The sequence below is a fragment of the Campylobacter sp. US33a genome, from assembly GCF_004378855.1.
In the GTDB taxonomy this organism is placed as follows: Bacteria; Campylobacterota; Campylobacteria; order Campylobacterales; family Campylobacteraceae; genus Campylobacter_D.
On the sequence record NZ_RYYL01000006.1, the window covers coordinates 41,272 to 55,680 of the forward strand.

The 14,409-nt window shown below is 30.7% G+C and carries 8 protein-coding genes, 1 tRNA gene and 1 pseudogene; 9 read left to right on the plus strand and 1 reads right to left on the minus strand.

The features are described from left to right. Positions 1-859 precede the first annotated feature (859 nt). Positions 860-946 (minus strand) — tRNA-Leu (locus ELQ16_RS05530). Positions 947-1,089: 143 nt separating this feature from the next. On the opposite strand from ELQ16_RS05530, the gene flgL reads away from it, so the two are divergent. From flgL to ELQ16_RS05570, 9 genes and pseudogenes are all read left to right on the plus strand, one after another. Continuing rightward, on the plus strand, positions 1,090-3,351 hold the full coding sequence (gene flgL / locus ELQ16_RS05535; protein ID WP_134238569.1) for a flagellar hook-associated protein FlgL: 2,262 nt from the start codon (positions 1,090-1,092) through the stop codon (positions 3,349-3,351). An 841-nt stretch (positions 3,352-4,192) separates the two neighbouring features. Beyond that, positions 4,193-6,106, plus strand: a pseudogene (locus tag ELQ16_RS05540) (DNA translocase FtsK); the annotation flags it as partial. Positions 6,107-6,176: 70 nt separating this feature from the next. After that, positions 6,177-7,025, plus strand: a complete 849-nt coding sequence (gene lepB / locus ELQ16_RS05545; RefSeq protein ID WP_134238571.1) for a signal peptidase I — start codon at positions 6,177-6,179, stop codon at positions 7,023-7,025. A gap of 3 nt (positions 7,026-7,028) precedes the next feature. Then, complete coding sequence (locus ELQ16_RS05550; protein WP_134238572.1) at positions 7,029-8,216, plus strand: MFS transporter; 1,188 nt, start codon at positions 7,029-7,031, stop codon at positions 8,214-8,216. Positions 8,217-8,402: 186 nt separating this feature from the next. After that, the gene (gene murC, locus ELQ16_RS05555) at positions 8,403-9,698 is read left to right on the plus strand and encodes a UDP-N-acetylmuramate--L-alanine ligase (RefSeq protein ID WP_134238573.1); all 1,296 of its coding nucleotides are present in this window, start codon (positions 8,403-8,405) and stop codon (positions 9,696-9,698) included. A gap of 20 nt (positions 9,699-9,718) precedes the next feature. Beyond that, positions 9,719-11,917, plus strand: a complete 2,199-nt coding sequence (locus ELQ16_RS05560) for an endonuclease MutS2 (protein ID WP_134238574.1) — start codon at positions 9,719-9,721, stop codon at positions 11,915-11,917. Between the two features lie 17 nt (positions 11,918-11,934). Next, positions 11,935-13,059, plus strand: coding sequence for an N-6 DNA methylase (locus ELQ16_RS10405; RefSeq protein WP_279586257.1), 1,125 nt, complete (start codon positions 11,935-11,937; stop codon positions 13,057-13,059). Continuing rightward, entirely contained in the window at positions 13,050-13,868 is an 819-nt protein-coding gene (locus ELQ16_RS10290; protein ID WP_279586258.1) for a class I SAM-dependent DNA methyltransferase, read from the plus strand. Before ELQ16_RS10405 ends, ELQ16_RS10290 begins: the two co-directional genes overlap by 10 nt. Beyond that, positions 13,858-14,391: a restriction endonuclease subunit S gene (locus ELQ16_RS05570; protein ID WP_166739661.1), complete on the plus strand. Its 534-nt coding sequence runs from the start codon at positions 13,858-13,860 to the stop codon at positions 14,389-14,391. Before ELQ16_RS10290 ends, ELQ16_RS05570 begins: the two co-directional genes overlap by 11 nt. Positions 14,392-14,409: the final 18 nt, after the last annotated feature.

Consider the following 14,409-nt stretch of genomic DNA (forward strand, 5'->3'; position numbering starts at 1 on the left):
TGGAGTAATGATTGTTTTAAAATAGGCTATTTTTTATAAATTTTAACCTATAAAACTCCAAAAATAAAGCTTTAAAACACAGCTTAAAATTTCCATTTTACTAGACTTTTTATCAAAACAAAAAAGGTAAGATTTTTTGAAAAAATTAACTTGGATTTTTTTGGATATTTTTTATAACTTTAAAAAAATGAAGATATATTTTAAGAAAAAATGAGAGTATTTTTAAGCTAGTGATTCAACTAAAATAAATTTCATTTTTATAAAAAATAAAAAAGATAAAATCAGATTAATTTTTATTTTAATATCAATCATGATTACCTCCTTATAAATTAATAAAATATAAAAAGGATCGTAGCTCCAGCTAATCGCTAGCTTAAAAATACTAAGCGATATAATTTTATAATAATTTTAAATTAAAATAATTTTTTTATATTTTTGATAAAAAGATTAAGATAATAAAATAATATTTGCTTAACCCTAAAAGCAAAAAACCGAAAAAGCTGAGAAACCATTATTTTACCAATACTAATAATTATAAAATTTCATATGTTTTAATGGTTTAACTAATTTTTAAGTCTTATGAATAAAATAAATTAATGTATTTAGTTTTATACTGTCTTTTTTTAATAAAAAAAGAAATAGAGAATGAATTAGCAAATTGAATATAAAAAAGTAAAATGTATTTTTTATTTTATTCTTTTTTAAATATTTTTATAAAAGTCAATTTCTTTTTTAGATTATAATGATAAATTATATTATTTTAATATGGAGTGTTAAGAATTAATTTTTGAGAAAAAAACCGCTACCAAAACCGCTCCCTGAGTTTTTTAAAAAATTTAAAAAACACTTTGAAAAGTAATGGTGCCCAAGGTCGGACTCGAACCGACACAAGGTTGCCCTTACCAGATTTTGAGTCTGGCGCGTCTACCAGTTTCACCACTTGGGCATTCAAAAGCAAAATTATAACTTTTTAAAATTAAAAAGGCTTTAAAAAGTTAAAAAATAATTAAAAAAGACGATAATTCTTTTAATATTAATTTTTAGGAACTCTTTTTGCTTGTTTCTATGAATATTTTATAAGGAGCTTTTATGCGCATTACGGATCAATTTACATTCAACAAAACTATTACCAACACTCAAGGTGGTCAGTCTTCTTTATATAAAATTATGCAACAGCTTTCTTCGGGGAGCAAAATTCAAGACTCTTATGAAGATGCAAGTATTTATATAGACAGTTCCAGACTTGAATATGAACTTGCAACTTTAGATCAGATCAGAGAAGCGACTAATTCAGCTATGGAAATGGCAAAAAATACCGATCAGGCTATATCTGATATGATTAAATTGCTTGAACAATTTAAAGTAAAATTAGTCCAAGCTGCAAGTGATGGTAATTCTCAAACTTCAAGGGAGGCTATTGCAAAAGAACTTACTAAAATTAAAGAAAGTATCATAAATTTAGCGAATACAAGCATTAATGGACAATATTTATTTTCTGGAAGTATGACAAATACTAAGCCTTTTGATCCTTGGGGAAATTATTATGGCAATGGTAATAATATGAGTGTGGTTACTGGCTCTGGAACTTCTGGAATTTATAACATTCCTGGTTGGGATTTATTTTTTAAGCCTGATAATGACTATAGCAAACACATTACTACCAATATAGGTTTAACCGATAATCGTTGGGGAGATAAGGATCATCCTGAACAACTAGGTATTTTAAATGGTGAATCCAAATGGTATCAATTTATTGGACAAGATTATGTGAAAGATGGTGGACTTGATCCTGATAAGGATTTTGTCTATGATGATACTCAGCTTGATTTTCCACCATCTTCAATGTTTATACAAGGTGTAAGACCTGATGGAACGAGTTTTAAAGCTACTATTAATATTGATAAAAATTCAGATATTAATTCTGTGTTAGAAAACATAGGGCAACTTTATGGCAATACAGCGGATAATAAAGTCGTAGAAGTTACTTTAAATGATAGCGGGCAAATAGAGATTAAAAATTTAAAAGAGGGCAATAGTTCTTTAGATTTTCATGCAGTGGCTTTAACCCCGCAGTTTGATGATAAAGCGGAGCTTGAAGAAGTTAGAGCAGCCGCAGAAGCTGCTGGCTTAAGTATGGAAGATGTAACCAATATGGTTATGACTGAAGCAGTGCGTGGGGGTAATGCAACTGGTGGTGCTGATCTTAATGATATTCAAAGTCCGGTTACTATTACAATCAATGGTCAGCAGTTTGAAATTGATGTGCATCAAAATGATTTTATAAAAAGTAAGGCTACGGATAATAATGGAAATCCTGCCGATGGTGCAGATTATGATAATATTTATTTCGAGCAAGATGGAAATAAAGTTTTTGGCAATGTCTCGCAGATAAAAAATGGTACAAGTGAGTATGCTACTGATGATACGAAATTAAGTGAAGTTCTTGCCAATGCAGACAAAAGTATGACAGGACAAGTGCTTAATCTTAAAGTAACTTCAAAAGGTGGTAATGAATATGATGTTACTATAGATCTGGAAAATTCAATGGTAAGTTATCCAGATCCTAATAATCCAGGACAAACTATAAGTTTTCCTATTACTCACACGAAAACGGTTGGAAATTCCACCCAAGGAGTGATTACAGGATCAGAAGATATCACTTATAGACAACTTAATGATATCATAGGAATGTTTGCAACAGATAATATGCCAAAAACAAGCATTGCTGTAGCTCCTGATGGAAGTATTTCAGATGCGGATTATCAAACTTTACAAAATGGTATTAATAATTCTAAGGGGCAGGTAGAAGTTGGTTTAGATTATGAAGGTCGTATTACTATCACTGATAAGCTTTCTACAAATACTAATATTAAAATTGCTTTAAGTGATGCAAATTCTAATAAGGGATTTCCACCAGCAGGACAAAGTACTAATGGTTCTGGTTTTGTTTTTAATGCAAATAATTCTTTAGTGATTGATGAGCCAAATGTAGATTTGATTAAAGATCTTGATGATATGATTGATGCGGTTTTAGCGGGAAATATGAGAGCAGATGGTAATAGCGAAGATCCTAGAAATACTGGTATGCAAGGCGGAATCGAAAGGCTTGATCATTTGCTAGATCATTTAAGAAAACAACATACTATAGTGGGCGCTTATACTAATCATTTAGAGCAAACTAATACAAGAGCCACTTTTTTAAGCGTAAATGTACAGACTATAAAGTCTAATGTAATTGATGCAGATTATGTTGAAACTATGATGAATTTAATGCAAACACAAATGGCTTATCAAGCTACCATGAAGGCTTCTACAACCATAGCTCAAATGAGTTTATTAAACTATATGTAATTTTTTGTTATAATAGCTTCTTTTAAAAAAAGGATTTCCAATCAAAAAAGAAGCTATTTTTATCGCAATAAGTTTTGTTATTTTTATTTCAAGTATTTGTGCTTTTTTTGAAGATGCTAACAAAATAATATTATTTTTTGGCTTTTTATCTTTATTCTTTAAAAAATTTTCTTTTTTGTATTATATGGCTTTTTTTGGTTTAAATTATTTTTTTTATAAAAACGATTATAATTTTAAGCAAATTTCAAAATACCACTATTTAGCGTTGGGATTGATTTTTTTCTTCAGTATGATTTTAATCAATTTGTATGATCAAAATTTAGGATATAGCACTTATGTTTATAAAGGCTTTGCATTTGTGCTAGGACGCACTTTGAGTGCATTTTTGGCCTTTTTTGTAATTGTTTTGAGTGTTGTTTTTTTGGCAAAAGATTTTTTAAAAGAACTTTTTGATATTTCTTTTGTTAAAAAAGATTTTATACAAAATGATATAACTTTGCTAAAAGAAAAAGAAGAAAATAAAGAGCCTATAGAAATTCAAACAGAACAGATTCAAGACAAAGATGAAAAATATATCAAAGAAGAAGCGCAAGAAATAAAAATGCAAGAAAATGATAGCGAAGAGCCAAAAAGCATTGTGGAGCAAATTAAAAATACTTCGCAACAGATTCAAGATGGATTTGCTGATTTTGTAAATAAGGCAAGCAAAAATAAAATTTATTATGAAAATATTGCAGAAGAAGAGGAGGAAGCGGTGATTCCGGAAAAATTTTTAAAACACAGAAGCATTGAAGATATCAAAAAGCGTTTAAATGAAACAGATATTAGCAATCTTGATGAACCAAGTTATAAAAGAAAAAATATTCTTTTAAACCCTTTACAAGATAATAAACCTCGTTTTTTTAAAAAACAGCTTGAAAATCAAAATTTAAATGCAAATTCCCAGCCAAGTGTCAGGATTTTGGCTTCAAATTATATGGTGCAAAACTTAAACACTCCAAATTTAAATACAATCACCCAAAAAGATAATCAAGAAAAACAAGAAATTAAAAACAAGGAAATTGATATAGAATTTTATAAACCTAAGCAAAATTTACCTATAGTTGAAGAATTATTAGAAGAAAAAATTCAAGAAGATAAAGAAGAACAAAATTTAAATCAAACTCAAATGCAAGAGCTTATTTTAAATGAAAACGAGCAAGAAATTTTAGAGCAAGAAATCATTTCGAATGAAAATTCAACACAGGTTGCACCTATTGCACCTAAATTTAAAAGTGTGATTTTAAAAGAATTAAGTGGAAATAAAGCTTTATTAAATGAGTTAGAGCAGGGTCAAATGCAAAAACCCAAGGATTTTGAGTTACCAAGTTTGGATTTTTTGGCTTCTCCTTTGCAAAATACTACCGAGATAAACGAAGAAGAAATTGATAAGAAAATTTATGATTTATTGGAAAAATTGCGTCGTTTTAAAATAGGTGGTGATGTTATTAGTACTTATGCGGGTCCTGTTGTGACTACTTTTGAATTTAGACCTGCTGCGGATGTAAAAGTAAGTAGAATTTTAAATTTGCAAGATGACTTAGCTATGGCTTTAAAAGCAGAATCTATACGCATACAAGCACCAATTCCAGGTAAAGATGTGGTAGGCATTGAAGTGCCAAATGCGAAAATTGAAACTATATATTTAAGAGAAATTTTAGAAAGTGAAGTATTTAAAAACGCTAAAAGCCCTTTGACTATAGCTTTGGGTAAGGATATAGTGGGAAATGCTTTTGTAACCGATCTTAAAAAACTTCCGCATTTACTCATTGCAGGAACAACGGGAAGCGGAAAAAGCGTAGGGATAAATTCTATGCTTTTAAGTCTTTTATATCGCAACTCTCCTAAAACTTTGCGTTTGATGATGATAGATCCAAAAATGCTTGAATTTAGCATTTACAATGAAATTCCGCATCTTTTAATCCCCGTTATCACAGATCCTAAAAAAGCGGTTAATGCGCTTTCAAATATGGTTGCTGAAATGGAAAGACGCTATCGCTTGATGGCTGAAGCAAAAACTAAAAACATAGAAAATTACAATGAAAAAATACGAGAATTAGGAGGCGAAGAATTGCCTTTTATTGTTGTCATTATCGATGAGTTAGCGGATTTGATGATGACCGCAGGCAAGGATGTGGAATTTTATATAGGTCGCTTGGCGCAAATGGCAAGGGCGAGTGGAATTCATCTAATTGTAGCTACACAACGCCCTTCAGTTGATGTTGTAACAGGACTTATTAAGGCAAATTTACCAAGTAGAATTTCTTATAAAGTGGGACAAAAAATTGATTCTAAAGTCATCTTGGACGCTATGGGAGCTGAGAGTTTATTAGGAAGAGGGGATTGTCTTTTTACTCCACCAGGAACAAGTAATATAGTGCGTTTACATGCTCCATTTGCTAGCGAGAATGAAATAGAAAAAATTGTTGAGTTTTTAAAATCCCAACAAACAGTGCAATACGATGAGAGTTTTTTAAAAGATGAGCAAAGTAGTGGTATAGGTGCTGATTTATCCGCTTTAAATTCAGATGAAATTGATGAATTATACGAAGATGCTAAACGCGTGATTTTAGAGGATGGTAAAACAAGTATTTCTTATTTGCAACGCCGTTTAAAGATAGGCTATAATAGGGCAGCAAATATCATAGAACAGCTTACTCAAGGCGGTATTTTAAGTGAGCCTGATGCTAAGGGACAAAGAGAAATTTTAATATAATTTCAAATAAATTTATTAGAAAATATTAGCTATAATTGCGTTTTTTGATTTTAATAAAGGAAAGTTTTATATGGAAAAAATAAAAAAAATTTATAAATTTTCTCAGTCTTGGACGGGGACTGTTATTATTGTTTTACTCATTATTTTCTTTTTTATTCAAGCTTTTGTTATTCCGACAGGCTCGATGAAAAATACACTTTTAGTTGGAGATTTTTTATTTGTTAAAAAATTCAGCTATGGGGTGCCAACACCGCATATTCCTTTTTTGGAAATTCCTATATTGCCAGATTTTGATGAAGATGGACATTTAATTAAGGCTCAAGGTCCAAAAAGAGGCGATATAGTTGTGTTTAGAAATCCAAGAAATCCTAAAGAACATTATGTCAAGCGTTGTGTAGCTAAAGGTGGCGATGAAGTTGTGTTTGCTAATAAAACCTTATATATTAGAATGAGTGAAGGTGATGAATATATGAAAGAAAATTATGCCAAAAATCTTGTTTGGATAGAGAATAAGCTTTTTGTAAAAGAACCTTATTCACAAAAAGGAATTCATTATGATGATAGGGTTAATACTGAAGCTACATTTTTAAAACACTTAATAGGCAATGATTTGGCGATGAAACCTGTAATTATTGATGGTTTTGGTGAAGTAGGTTATAGCGGAGGAAATGCTTATTATTATGAAGTAAGCGAGGATGAGTATTTTATGGTGGGCGATAATAGGGATCATTCTTATGATAGTCGTTTTTGGGGAGCAGTGCCTTATAAATTTATTGTTGGAAAACCTTGGTTTGTGTATTTTTCTTGGGATGAGCAAAAACTAGTAAGGTGGGATAGAATAGGGCGTTTTGTGGATACTTTGGAAAATAATGAAAAATTTATTCGTTACCATGAAAGCGATTTAGACGCCTTAGAATAACAAATGAATTCAGTAAATCTTCTCTCTTGGCTGAATTTTTTCATTGCTGATGTTAGAGATGGTTTGGGTCCATTTTTGGGGATTTTTTTAAAAAATCACGGCTTTTTAGAAGGTCAAATCGGACTTATAAATTCTTTGGCTTCTTTTAGTGCTTTGGTATTTGGCTTGCCTTTTGGAATTTTGATAGATAAAACGCTAAAAAAACGCTTTATTGTTGGTTTTTGCATTTTTTTAATTATTATTGCCGTTTCTTTAAATTATTTTTTTGCAAATTTTACTTTTACTTTATTAGCACAAATTGGTATTGCTTTAAGTGGAGCTTTTTTAGGTCCAGCATTTTGTGCTATTACCTTAGGTGTTGTGGGTTTAAATCATTATGCTAAACAAACAGCAAAAAATGAAATTTATAAACATTTTGGAACACTTTTTGGTGCGATTTTAAGCTTTTTTTGTGCGTATTTTTATGGCATTGCTTCTATTTTTATGATTACAGCTTTAATGGGTATAATTTCTTTGTTTTTACTGTCTTTGCTTAAAGAAAAATCCATTAACCATAAAATAGCAAGAGGTGAGTTAAAACATATTAAAAAAGAAAGCTTGCTTAAGTCTTTAATGGATAAAAGAGTGCTTTTGTTGTCTTTTGTAATGTTTTGCTTTCATTTGAGTAATGCTTATATGCTGCCTTTGCTTAGTCAAAGAGCACATAGTATGGGCGTAGATTCAAGCGGTGCTTATGCAGCTTTAACGATAATGATCGCGCAAGGCACTATGATAATAGTGGTGTTTATGTGTTCTAAATTTATCCTTAAAAAACATGATTTTAAAATTTATTTTTATCTGATTTTTATATCTTTACTTGAGCTTATTATAAGAGGTTTTGTAGCGGCTAATTTTACTCATATTGTGGCTATGGTTTTTGTGCAAATTTTAGATGGCATTGGTGCGGGTATTACGGGAGTGATTTTGCCTATTATGGTGGCTAAAATTTTATTGGGTAGTGGTCATGTGAATGCAGGATTTTCTTTGGTGCTTATAAGCGGTGGCGTAGGAGGAGCTTTAAGTGCCATGATAGCTGGATTTATCGCCCAGAATTATAGTTTTTTCTATGCTTATGTTTTTCTTGCTTTTATAGCGTTCATTGGTTTGTTGTTTTGGACTTTAAGTTTTAGGTGGTTTTATCTAGGAAAATAAAATTAAGGAGTAAAAATACTTTTTGTAAATATGATAATATAATTACAACTTGGATGGAGAAAGTATCACTGAGTTTAGGAAAAATAATGCTAAATTTATAAAGCTTTAAGAGCTTTTTTATATTTTAGTTTTAGTAAAAAAATGCTAAAATTTAGCCTTTAAATTTTGATAATATTTGAGGCAAAAATGCAAAAAATTCATTTCATAGGCATAGGTGGTATAGGAATTTCCGCACTAGCAAGATTTTTAAAAGAAAAAGGTTTTTTAATAAGCGGAAGCGATCTAAAAGAAAGTAAAATCACCAAAGATTTGCAAAATGAAGGTGTAGAAGTAAAAATCCCGCATCATAAAGATAATATTTTAGGTAAGGATTTAGTGATTTATTCCGCAGCAATTAAAGAAGAAAACCCCGAATTCAAACATGCCAAAGAACTTGGTATAAAATGCCTTTCAAGAAAAGAGGCTTTGCCACTCATCTTAGAAGATAAATGCGTTTTTGCGGTTGCTGGAGCACATGGGAAAAGCACGACTTCAAGCATTTTAGCATCTTTAATCCCTGATGCGTCGGTGATTATTGGAGCGATTTTAAAAGAATTTGGGTCTAATATGATCTATAAAGAAAGCAAAAATTTAATCTTTGAAGCCGATGAGAGTGATAGTTCTTTTTTAAATTCAAATCCACATCTAGCTATTGTTACAAACGCAGAAGCAGAGCATTTAGATCATTATGGTAATGAAGTTTGCAGACTTCACAAGGCTTATGATGATTTTTTGGATTTAGCTAAAATTCGCGTGATTAACGTAGAAGATGAGTATTTAAGGGAATATAAGCAAGAAGCTACTCGGCTTTATCCTAGCAAAGACATTAAAAATTGCACCATGTGTATAGAAAATTTCAAGCCATATACAAGTTTTGAGCTTAAAAATTTAGGCAGATTTAGTGTTTTTGGTATGGGAGAGCATGTAGCAATCGACGCAGCTTTAGCGATTTTAGCAGCGCTTAATTATGAAAATATAGAAAATATCAGAAAAAGATTAAAAAATTATCAAGGCATTAAAAAGCGTTTTGATATTTTGCACGCTGATGAAACTTTAGCTCTCATTGATGATTATGGTCATCATCCAACCGAGATAAAAGCTACTTTAAAAGCTGCAAAAGAATATGCAAGATTAGCGGGGTATTCTAAAATCACAGCTATTTTTGAGCCTCATCGCTATACGCGTTTAGTGGCAAATTTAAATGAATTTGCAAAGGCTTTTGAAGGAGTCGATGAGCTTGTAATTTTGCCTGTATATAGTGCAGGAGAAGAAAAAATCGAGCTTGATTTAAAAGCAGTTTTTCCTAAGGCTTTATTTGCAGAAGATATTAAAAGAGAGGGAAAATTTTTAGTTGCTTCAAAGGGACAAGTTTTTGATAAAGGGCTTATCATTGGCTTTGGTGCAGGAGATATTAGTAATAAATTAAGACAAAATGGCGAATGAAAAAATAGTAAAGATAATCAATGAGAGAAGAATTAATTTCAAAGCTTGATTTAAATAGCTTTTTAGATGAATTTAAAGCCCTTCTTGCAAGAGATAAAGATATATTTTTACAAGGTGACTCTCATCTTCATTTTAAACGTATTAACGAGCTTTGCGAGGTGGAGTTTCCAAACCCACCTGAGCTTTTAAATTTAGATAAGGCTTTGGTACATTTAAGCAAACAGGGCATTTTGCACTTAGATGAAATTTTTGAATTTGTAAAAATTTTTCGTTATTTTGAAAAACTTAAAAAGCTAAAATTTGGTAGCAATTTAAATTCATGGCTTGAAAAAATCGAATTTGTAAATGGAATTTTAGAGCTTTGTGAAAAATTTGATGAAAAAGGTGAGTTAAAAGAAAGTCTAGATGAAAGACTTATAAATATAAACACGGCTTTAAGGCTTAAAAATGAAGCAGTGGTAGCAGAGTTTAAAAAGTATTGCTATACAAAGTCCTTAATGCCTTATTTAATTGATACGCAAATTCATCTTATAAATAATCTTGAAGCCTTGCTTGTAAGGGGTGGATTTAATCACGCTATAAAAGCAAAAATTATTGGCAGAAGTAGTGGCGGTGGCTTTTATATAGTACCTTTGAGCGTTGAAAATTTGCAAAGCGAAATAGAAAAATTAAAAAATCAAAAAGAAGAAATTTATTATGAATATGCTAAAAATTTTTCTGCTTTTTTGGCTAAAAATTTGCTTTTTTTGAAATTTATTAATAATGCTTTTGATTTATTTGATCATTATAGTGCCAGAGTAATGCTTGCTAAAAGAAAAGATTATGAATTTGTCATGTGTGAAAATAGCGATAAAATCGTGCTAAAAAATTTCGCTCATCCAGCTTTAAAAAATCCAAAAAGTGTAAGTTTAGATTTTAGCAAACAAGTTTTAATCATCACAGGCGTAAATGCAGGCGGAAAATCCATGCTTTTAAAATCCTTGCTAAGTGCAGCTTTTTTAGCCAAACATCTTTTACCGATGAAAATCAAAGCAGATGAAAGTAAAATTGGTGCTTTTAAGGAATTTGATGCTATCATTGAAGATCCGCAGAATGTAAAAAACGATATCTCTACTTTTGCAGGAAGAATGTTGCATTTTTCAAATCTTTTTTCTAAGAAGAATTTACTTTTAGGTATCGATGAAATAGAGCTTGGGACAGATTTTGAAGAAGCGGCTTGTTTGTATAGTGTGATGATTTCAAAACTTATTGAAAACAAGCTTAAAATCATCATCACAACACACCATAAACGCCTTGCCATGCTTTTGGCAAAAAACGAGCAAGTCGAACTCATCGCTGCTTTGTATGATGAGGAATTTTCAAGGCCAAAATATGAGTTTTTAAAAGGAACTATAGGAAAATCTTATGCTTTTGAGACGGCTTTGCGTTATCAAATTCCACCAAATTTAGTTAGTGAAGCAAAAAAACTTTATGGCGAAGATAAAGAAAATTTAGAAGAGCTTGTCGGAAAAAATATCAATCTTGAATTGGAACTTAAAGCCAAACTTCAGAGCGTGGAGAAAAAAGAACAAAAAGTCGATGAAATTTTACTTTCTTTAAAAGATCAAAAAGAAAAAAACGAGCAAGAATTCCGCAATAATTTAAGAAATTTAGAGCTTAAATTCCACAAAGCCATAGAAGAGGCTAAAAAAGGCATAAATTTAAAAGATACTAAGGAAAAACAAAGAAGCTTAAATAAAGCCAATGAGCTTAAAAAAGAGATCATTTTGCCAAGTATGGAGCAAAATGAAGAATTACGCGTGGGAGACTTTGTAAAATATGAAAAAATTAAAGGCAAAATTGTAGGTATTTCAAAAAATGACGCCATGGTTGAAAGTGATGGGATAAGGCTTCGCGTGCCTTTAAAACTTCTTAAAAAAAGTGGCGCAATGCCAAAAGAAGTAGCAAAAACAAGTATAAGTGTAAGTAGGCCAAGTAATTTAAGTGTGAGTTTGGATTTGCATGGGCTTAGAAGCGATGAGGCTATCTCTAGGCTTGATAAATTCATTTCTGATGCTTTGATAGCTGGATTTGATGAGGTTTTAGTCTATCATGGCATAGGCACAGGAAAACTCGCCTTTGCGGTAAAGGAGTTTTTAAAAACGCATAAAAGTGTAAAAAGTTTTAGCGACGCTCCTATAAATCAAGGCGGTTTTGGTGCCAAGGTGGTAAGATTGTAAGGAAATGGAGATTTGTAATGGCAAAAAAAGAAGCACAAACAGACTTATGGGTATATGAACTTTTAAAAGAAGCAAATATTAATTTAGTTTATCAAGGTTCTGATGTTAAAGAATTAAATGAAGCTTTAAGCACTGCATCTAAAAAAGGAACAAATAAACAAGGATATCCTGAATATTGCGGTGTGATAAAAGATTTTGTAATTGTGATTGAAAATAAGGCGGATGTGAGTAAGCATATAAAAATGAATGATAAAAATTTCATCTCACAAGAGCAAAAAGACATAGAAAATTATGCACTCAATGGTGCTTTATGGTATGCAAAGCAAATTATTAAAAATCAAAATACCTATAAAAAAGTTTTTGCAATCGCTGTAAGCGGGGATAGAAAAAAGCATAAAATCACCCCTTTATTTGTGGATAATGGAGCGTTGATAAAAGAGCCTTTAGAAGACATTGAAACTTTTATGCTTTTAAATGAGAAAAATATAGAAGAATATTATAAAAGAGAGGTCTTAAAAGAAGAATCTAGCAAACAAAAAACAAAAGAAGAGATTGAAAAAATTGCTATTACTTTACACGAAGATTTAAGAAATTATGGGGCTTTGGATGATAGAAATAAGCCTTTAGTTGTAGCAGGGATTTTACTTGCACTTGATGAAATGAGAGCTAAAAATTTAGATTTAAGCTATCTTAATAATGATGAAGTTGATACAGATGGAAGTAAAATTTATGATCTTATTAAATCAAATCTTAAGCGTTCTCATCTTGCACCACAAATAAAATTTGATAAAGTTTTGACACAATTTTCTGTGATTAAAGATACTAAAAAGATTAATGAGCTTTGTGAAATTACTGACAAAAAAGGTTTGAAAATCAACTGCACTCCTTTAAAACATTATGCAAAATTTATTAAAGAAAATATTTTTGATTCTATTCATACTATAAAGAATTCTGATGATTACTTAGGAATATTTTATAGTGAGTTTATGCGCTTTAGCGGTGGCGATGGGCAGACTTTGGGTATTGTGCTTACGCCTACACATATTACAGAATTATTTTGTGATTTAGTAGATTTAAAAGCTAGTGATAAAGTGCTTGATCCTTGTTGTGGAACAGGTGGATTTTTGATTATATGCTCTTAAGAGCGAAAAATGAAAGACAGAAAGAAGATATTAAGAAAAATCAGCTTTTTGGCTTTGAATTGCAATCTTTTATGTTTGCTGTTGCTACTGCAAATATGGTTTTAAGGGGAGATGGTAAGAGTAATTTGTATGATGAAGATTTTTTAAAGCAAATTCCTTTAAAACTCCAAGAAGATTTTATGGCAAATATTGGCTTTATGAATCCCCCTTATTCTCAAGGTAAAATTGATAAAAACTTAACTGAAATTGCATTTAGCGAACATCTTTTAAATTCTATTTTAAAAGGTGGAAAAGTTGTTGTTATCGTGCCACAATCTGCTATGACGGGTAAAAGCAAAGAAGAAAAAGCTATTAAGGCAAATATTTTAAAGCAACATACTTTAGAGGGTGTAATCACTTTAAATAAAAATACTTTCTATGGTGTAGAGACTAATCCTTGTATAGCCGTTTTTACTGCAGGAATACCTCATGATAAAGATAAGATTTGCAAATTTATCAATTTTGAAGATGATGGTTATGAAGTGCAAAAACATAAAGGTCTGGTTGAAACCATACATGCCAAAGACAAAAAAGCATATTTATTAAAGGTTTGGCGTGATGAGTTAGAAGCACCAAGTAAATTTTGTGTTAAAACCACGATAGAGACAGATGATGAGTGGTTGCATAGTTTTTATTATTTTAATGATGAGATTCCAACGCATGAAGAATTTGAAAAAACAATGGCAGATTATCTTACTTTTGAATTTAATATGATAACACATGGTAGAGGCTATTTGTTTGGTTTAGAGGATGAAAAAGATGCAAAATGATTTAGCTAGTGTAGAGTGGAGAGAATTTAAGATTAGTGAGATTTTTAGAAATTATCATGGAAAGAGATTGATTGAAAAGCAAAGAACTAAAGGAAAAGTCCCATTGCTTACAGCTGGAGAAAGCAATAATGGAATCGCTTCTTTTATAGGCAACAAAGCTGTAAGTTATGAGAATTTCATTTCTATAGATATGTTTGGAAACTCTTTTTATCATCCTTATGAAGCGTGCGGAGATGATAATATATATTTTTTCTTAAATAAAGAAATATCTAAATATGTAAAAATATTTTTTGTTTGTTGTATTAATAGACAAAAAAGTAAATATTCATATGGCAAGCAATTTAGGCAAAAAAATGCTGATAATTGTAAGATTATGCTTCCCATAGACTCTAAAGGTAATCCAAATTGGCAGTTTATGGAAAATTATATGAAAAATATAGAACAAAAATATATTACAAATATTTTAGATTATTACAATAAGAAATTAGCTAATAATCGGGGGGGGGATTACCACTACTTATAGTAATCACTCCGTTAGAGA

Excerpts from the sequence above, each read along its gene's own strand:
- flgL (WP_134238569.1), top strand. The coding sequence starts at position 1,090 with ATGCGCATTACGGATCAATTTACATTCAACAAAACTATTACCAACACT.
- lepB (WP_134238571.1), top strand. The coding sequence starts at position 6,177 with ATGGAAAAAATAAAAAAAATTTATAAATTTTCTCAGTCTTGGACGGGG.
- ELQ16_RS05550 (WP_134238572.1), top strand. The coding sequence starts at position 7,029 with ATGAATTCAGTAAATCTTCTCTCTTGGCTGAATTTTTTCATTGCTGAT.
- murC (WP_134238573.1), top strand. The coding sequence starts at position 8,403 with ATGCAAAAAATTCATTTCATAGGCATAGGTGGTATAGGAATTTCCGCA.
- ELQ16_RS05560 (WP_134238574.1), top strand. The coding sequence starts at position 9,719 with ATGAGAGAAGAATTAATTTCAAAGCTTGATTTAAATAGCTTTTTAGAT.
- ELQ16_RS10405 (WP_279586257.1), top strand. The coding sequence starts at position 11,935 with ATGGCAAAAAAAGAAGCACAAACAGACTTATGGGTATATGAACTTTTA.
- ELQ16_RS10290 (WP_279586258.1), top strand. The coding sequence starts at position 13,050 with ATGCTCTTAAGAGCGAAAAATGAAAGACAGAAAGAAGATATTAAGAAA.
- ELQ16_RS05570 (WP_166739661.1), top strand. The coding sequence starts at position 13,858 with ATGCAAAATGATTTAGCTAGTGTAGAGTGGAGAGAATTTAAGATTAGT.